The 6927-nt window shown below is 64.5% G+C and carries 2 protein-coding genes; both read left to right on the top strand.

What is annotated here, in order from left to right; genetic code table 11:
* Window positions 1-756 (top strand): hypothetical protein (locus PLJ71_09670; GenBank protein ID HQM48947.1); only part of this gene is annotated, 756 nt, incomplete at its 5' end.
* A 141-nt stretch (window positions 757-897) separates the two neighbouring features.
* Window positions 898-6927, top strand: a 6030-nt coding sequence (locus tag PLJ71_09665; GenBank protein HQM48946.1) for a hypothetical protein, incomplete at its 3' end; no start/stop codon positions are given.

Here is a 6927-nt window from a genome sequence, read left to right as displayed (position 1 = left end):
CTGCTTCGCGGCGAGAACCAGGAATCCGTCGGAATGCGGTATGGCGCGGTGCCCAATCCCGAGGGGGTCATCCACTACGGGATGGTGAAGGTCGAGAACAGCTACCTCGCGCTGTTCCTGCGGAACTGGGCGGCCCCGGGCAAACTCAACCGGTTCTCGCGGGTGGTGCTCGCGCCGCGCGCCCGCGCCCACGGCCGCATCAACATCAACACCGCCGAGATGATGCCCACCAACGGCGGTCCGTCTAACCCGGCGAGCCCTGCGTTCAATCCGCTGTTGGGCATCCCCGGCGTGCTGGCCGGGTATGACGCCTTAACGGGAGCGTTTACGTTCCTGGCCGACACCGACAATTACGGCCCGGGCTCTCCGGAGGTAATTGCCGCGCGCGACCTTGCCGCGAACATCGTCGGCGGCCGCTATGTGTGGGAAGACGGGCGCTACTACCGGTCGGTGGGCGATGTGGCGGCCTATTTCGCGGAGACGTTTGGGACGCCGGAAAGCTGGGCCCCGGCTCCTCCGCCGCTGGTCACCGCCGCTAGCGCCGGCAATCCACAAGCAGAGTTCTTCGAACGGGTCGGGCGGTATGGGCGCATGGCCAACCTGATCACGGCGCATTCGGACGTGTTCGAGATCAACGTGACGGCCGAGTCCGGTTATATCTCGGTCGAAGACTTGAACGGCGACGGCCAGCGCGACTGGCGCAACGATTTCGTAACGACGGCTCAAAAGAAGGTTCGGACCATCTATGAGCGCTAAGCATACACAAACCGCGACAACGCTCTCGATTGCGGCGCACGGGCCGCGCGGCCCGGTTCGCTGCCGGACGAACGAGAGATGTCTCGACTATCTCGCGGCGGACGCGCCCGCCCCGCGCGCCGCGAGACGGGAGACGGGTCTATGACTGACATGACGCACTACCGGCGTGTCCGATGGCTGGTCCTGGCGGCGATGCTCACGGCGTTGCCCGCGGCGGCGCAGCTCGTCCCGAACCAGCTCGTCGTGGTGGACGTGACCGAGGCCCCGCCCTACTGGAGCCAGTACGTGGCCGACGTGACCGAGGCCTACAGCGACGTACAGCTGGCCATCAACGACGCCGTCACCTATTCGCGGGACGCGGGCGAGCCGTACACGGTGCTGGTCGTGGCGCGCAACAACAGTCTGCCGTGGACGGGCGGCGTGACCATGCCCGCCGACGCCGATGTGCGCATCCTCGGCTCCACGCGGTACAGCGGGTCGGACGTCTACGAGCCCGTCCTCGACGGCAACGGCCTGGACGTGATCACCATCAGCACCACAACCGCGAATTTCATAAACGACACGTCCAAACTCTACAGTCCCCGCATCGAGGGGCTGCATCTGGTAGGCGGCGTCAACGGCATCCGCATTGCGGGCGACTATACCAGTCCCTACCGCCCGACCATCAACCGCTGCTGGATGGACGCGCACCCCAATCATGGCGTATCCATCGAGGGCAACAACGCGTCGGCGCTGCTCATCAACTGCAGCATCTCGGACAACGCCATCGACGGCGTGCATATCGACACCAATCCGGACTCCCCAGGCACCTTTACCGATATTATTCATTGCGCAATCATTGGCAACGGCCAGCACGGCGTCTGGGTCAATCGGAGCTGGGCGGTCAGCAGCGGCACCGAGCCGCCCAAGTATGCCCGCGTCCGCAACAGCATCGTGTACAAGAACGCTACCGCCTCGTTGGAACCCAGCGGCGGCGGCCTGGTCTGGTCGGGCGGGATCGCCATCATCCCCGAGTGGGACGTGATTACCGGCGGGGCCAGCGCGGCCATTTACGGGAAGAACTTGAGCGAGGCCGGCGCCGATACCCGGGTGTATTTCGGCCCGCGCGACATCGGCGCGGACAATCCCCCCGTCCTGTTCAATCCCCTGAGCGCTCCCGACCGTCTCGAGGGGCTTGTTCCGCCGTCGTACAACAGCGCGCCGGGCAAGGTCGATGTGCATATCGTGCGGGCGTTCGGCACCGAAGACGAGCGCACGTACACCCTGCAGGACGCGTTCACCTACGTCGAGGACCCGGCCGTAGAGCCTCAAGTGACCCTGGTGACCCCGTCGCACGGCCCGCCCGAGGGCGGCAACTGGGTGCTGGTCGAAGGCGTGCGGTTCAACGTCGACGGCGAGGTATGGTGGGATTTCAACAGCAACGGGCTCATCGACGGCGGGATGACCCGCGATTTGGGTCCGAACGGCGTGGTTGGGCCCAACACCTTCGCGCCATACAACCCCGTGCCGGTATGGATCCCGGACCAGTTCCGCGACAACTACCTGGCGCAGGGCGGGACCCGCTGGCTCATCACGTCCAACACGGTCGATACGCTCACGCTTGCGGGCCCGACCGCCGCCCTCGTCGACGGCGCGTGGTCCATCGTGCGGCCGGGCGACCTCCGGGCGAACGAGCGCACATGGCTGTCGTCGGCGCTGCTGCACGTGGAAGCGCCCGCTGCCCCCGGTTGGTATGATCCGATCTTTCACAACAGCGCCCCCATGGACGTGCTGGTGCGCAATCTTTATCCCTCCGGCGCGCATACCGACAGTCCCGCCGGCGACGAGAACATGCGCGAATACCGCTACCGCGGCGAAGATTCCACGGCCACCGTGGGCAGCCGGCCCGATATCGTGCAGGTCATGCCCAATTTCTACCGCCGCCTGAACACGGACGCAGACCCCGGACAGATCTTCCGCATCGACATTCTCGGCTGGAATCTCGCCGACGGATGCACGGTGCGCATCGGCGGCGAGATGTGTCCGTACGCGTCGGTTTCCACCCTTGTCAGCGGTCTTCCGGAAGGCGATTGGCGGAAGATCATCGACGTGCAGGTGCCGCTCGCCGAGTTCGGCGCAGGCGGCTCGTACGACGTCGAGATCACCAATCCCAACGGCCTGTACGACATCTTGCCCACCGGGTTCACGTATTTCGCCGACAGCACCCCGTTGTTGGACAACGACCCCGAGCTGCCGTTCCTGTCAACCGACGAATTCGAGTGGTCCCCGTCGAACTTTATCGACTACAACTCGGGCGCGCTGATCAATTCCGCCGCGCTCACGACGCGCACGCTGTACGGCGACAGCTTTGACGCCGGCCTCCGCATCACCTTCGACGATCTCGGGGGCAACACCTACACCATCGACGATCCGCTCAACAATCCGGGCGACGCGGGGGCGGACGGCGTGGCCATGCCCAACGAGAACGTCGAACAGCACGTAAAACACACGCAGCGGTTCATCGAATTCGCGCTGCCTGCGCGCCCCGACGACATCACCGTCGCGAACGCGTTTATCGACCGTACCGGCGGGATGCCCTACGTACCCGCGTTCAACACCGCCGGGCTGGCGGTCGCGATCGAAAACGTGCGCAGCGCGGACCTGCAGGACACCTACGGCCCGGCCCCCCTGAACGATTACAAGCGCACCAGCTCCCGCTTCTTCTGGATAAACGATCCCGACGTGTACTTTGAAGTGGTTGGCGCTACGCTGAACTGTGCGAACAACAGGGCCATCCTCACCGTTGTGCCGTCCACGTCGGCAGGGGCGAGTTCGTACATCTATTCGTGGGCCGTGAACGATTTCTGGGTCTACGTCGAGAACAAGCAGATTCCCGAGGCGGACATTACCTCCATCGTTCCGGATCCGGGCGGTTTTGGAGCAACCTTCATCGAGTTCTCGCTGGACAGCCTGCCCGCGGGGCTGTACGGCCAGAGAGACGTCACGGTCGTGCTGCGTTCCACGAGCGCGTTCAATCCCGTGAACTATGCCCTGTATTCGACCCTGAAGGACGGGGTCTATGTGCCGCCGGACGGCTCGGCCTGGCGCCTCTACGCTCGGGCGGTGCATCCGCGCACCGTGCCGGCTGCCCCGCTGGCCGATGAGGAGTTCCAGGTGCGGGTGCTGGGCTCCGGGCTGGCTCATAAGCCTGACCCCGAAGATGGTTCACCTACTACTTGGCCGTGGACCGATGTCGAGCTGCGGTGGCCCGGCAACGCGTTGAGCCTGAGAACCGTCCCCGCGGCGGAGTGCACCGTGATCTCGTTCTTCGAGGCGGTGTTCACCGTGTTCGACGTGGCGTCGTACGGCGTGCCGACCAGTTCCCCCGGCAACGTGAACCCCGTCGACGTGGCCCTCGTCACCTACGACGGCTGCACCGGACTGAAGCTCGACGAAGACGTCGTCGTGGACGGCATCATCTTCTGGGAATTCCTGCCGCGGATTATCAAGACCAACGTGTCGCCCAGGACGGTCGAGTCGGGCGTAGCCGGCGCCGGCGCCGCGGGAACATTTACGGTAGCCGGAGCGGGATGGGAGCCCGGCGCGTATGGCGGGCACTATCTGCTCGATTCGGCGTTCAACGCGTACATGATCCAGACCAATTCCGACGAAATGCTGACGCTGTACGGCGGCTCGCCGTCGAGCGGGGCCTGGCGCATCGTGCGCGGGGCTTATCCCATCGATTCGGGCCTCAGCGGCACGTGGAACGCGGGCACGGAACAGTTCACCGCGGTTCCCGACCCCGGCTGGGGCTCGCTGGCCGGACAATATCTCATTGATGCCAGCAACAACAGTTTCCTGATCAAAGACAACACCTCGAACGCGCTTACGCTGCATCACGTTGACGCGCCGCCCGTAAACGGCGGCTGGCGCATCGCCGAACCGGTCCATTGGGGGCCGGTCAGCGGCGGCGACGTGCTCAATATCGAAGGGGCCGACTTCCCGATCGACGAATATCCGATGGCGCGGATAGGAGCGGTCGAATCGATGGTTACCGCCTATAACAGCGGGTATATCCGCGTGAAAACGCCTCCGGCGCCGTTCGGTCTGCCCGCCACCTACGACGTGAGTTCGGTGTGGACCATCACCGCCGCGGGCAATACCCAGCCCGCGCCGGTCGAAGCGCGCGCACCCGAACCCGAACGGTTCACGTATATCATGGACGGGCCGCCCAAGATCGTCGAGATCGAGCCCAACCAGATCTACGTGAACACTTCGCTGATGCCCGGACTGATGCAGGACCCCGAGCAGTTCATCACCATCACGGGCTACAACTTCGATGACCGCGTCATCGTGACGTTCTCGTTCACCGACGAGTCAAGCGCCGTGCCCACGACGGTGCCAGTCGTGCTATACCATTTCAGCGTGTCGCCCAACATGATCGTGATTCGGGCGCCGGATTTCATGACCTTGCTCGATCCGCTGCTCCATGCCGAGCCCGACTCGACCCTGGACCTTCTCAATAACCAGACCGGGGCCGCGGAGCCTGACGGGTATCCCGACCCGACAACGGCCGGCAACCATTACAAGGTGGTCGTGACGGTCACGAACTACGTGGACGACCCGGGCCCGCCCGCTCCCGTCGGTGACAGCATGCTCACCAGCAATCCGGACAATATCTTCTACGTGATTGACAGCGAGGATATGCTGGAGCCTTCCGCCGCGGACCTGCTGTTCAATGACGTGTATCTGAATTACCGCGACTATGTGAACGTGAACCCGGGCACGGGCAGCATCGCCAAAGACCCGATGCTGCTGCCCGAGGGCGCGCCCGCAAGCAAGCCGTGGTGGCGCGGCAAACTCGAGGTCGTCGGCGACGGCACCCTCTGGGGCCGCAACGAGCTGAATCCCGTGCGCGACAAGGCCGGCAAGTTTATCGAAAGGCCGTTCACCGAGGCCGACTACGAACTCGAAACCCGGCCCGACCTCGGCGAGCCCTTTAATGTCCAAGGCACCGGAGAATGGCCTGAACCTCCACCTGGAGAAGAGAGTCAGCCGCGGCTGCCCGACATCGGGGCCGACGAACTCATGGGCGGCAACCCCGACATTGACATGCGGTATTGGTACTATGCCGAGGTGATACCCGACCCCGTGCCCGCCATGGATGCCGGCGAGCTCCAGGTGCAGATACGCGTCTACGGCGTCATTGTGCCCGGCAGCATCTACCTGGTGCCTCAGGGCGTGGTGTTCGCCAATGGCGCTCTCGACATTCCGGCGAATCGCGCCCGCTGCATCGAAATCCAACTCCAGAGCTACGGCGAGGGCGTCTATTTCGGCACCAATGCCGCGCCCATCACGACGCTTATCGAGGATATGGACGGCAGCGGCGGGCCTTCTCAGGGGGACTATCTGGCTGACGGCCATGCCGCCATCGTGATCCCCCTTGGCGGAGGCGAGTATTGGGGCGACGACCCCGTTGACCTGACCGACGGCGGCGTGATCGTCGAGCAGGCCATCAACGGCCGCCATTGCCTGATCGACACCATCCCGCCGCGGCCGGTGCTCGTGCTTCCGACCGCGCCTGCGCAGCCGTCGGATATCATGACGCTGAACAACGCCCCCGGTCCCTATGCGGCGCAGGGGCCAATACCCTTTGGGTTCGGGACTTCGCATCCGTACTCTCCTGTAGCGTCTGCTACGTGGCGCCCATGGGTTGAGCCATCGCCTTCTGGCGGGCCGTTTGACGGGATTCTTCCCGCGCTCCCGTTCGCGCCGCCCGTGCCGCCGGTGCGGGACGGCGTCCAGGCGTTCTTCAACCCCGGTTCGCTGTCGAACAGCTATCCCGTTGAAGATCTGAGCATCACCATCGGACCCGGCATCGCGGCCGGCCAGTACCTCGCGTTTCTTGACACGCCGCCGTGGTATTTCGATCCGGGGGATTTACAGCGGCACGTGATCCAGGGCAATGTAACCGACACCGATTACTACACCGGGGCGCAGACTCGCGAGGTCGCGGGGTTCCCCGAGACCGTCTCCGGCCCCGTCGTGGTAACCGACCATACGAAGCCGCCGACGATCACGGTGTTCAGCGACAGCACCTACATTCCCGCCATCGGCGAGATGGTCTACACCTACGAAGTGTCGTCCGCGTTGCCCGCGTTCTTGCCAAGCTTTGTCTATGCGCCATTCGGC

The sequence above is a fragment of the Candidatus Hydrogenedentota bacterium genome (assembly GCA_035416745.1).
In the GTDB taxonomy this organism is placed as follows: Bacteria; Hydrogenedentota; Hydrogenedentia; order Hydrogenedentales; family SLHB01; genus UBA2224.
The sequence above is the reverse complement of the archived record's forward strand: the minus strand, read 5'-3'. Positions and strand labels throughout refer to the sequence as shown.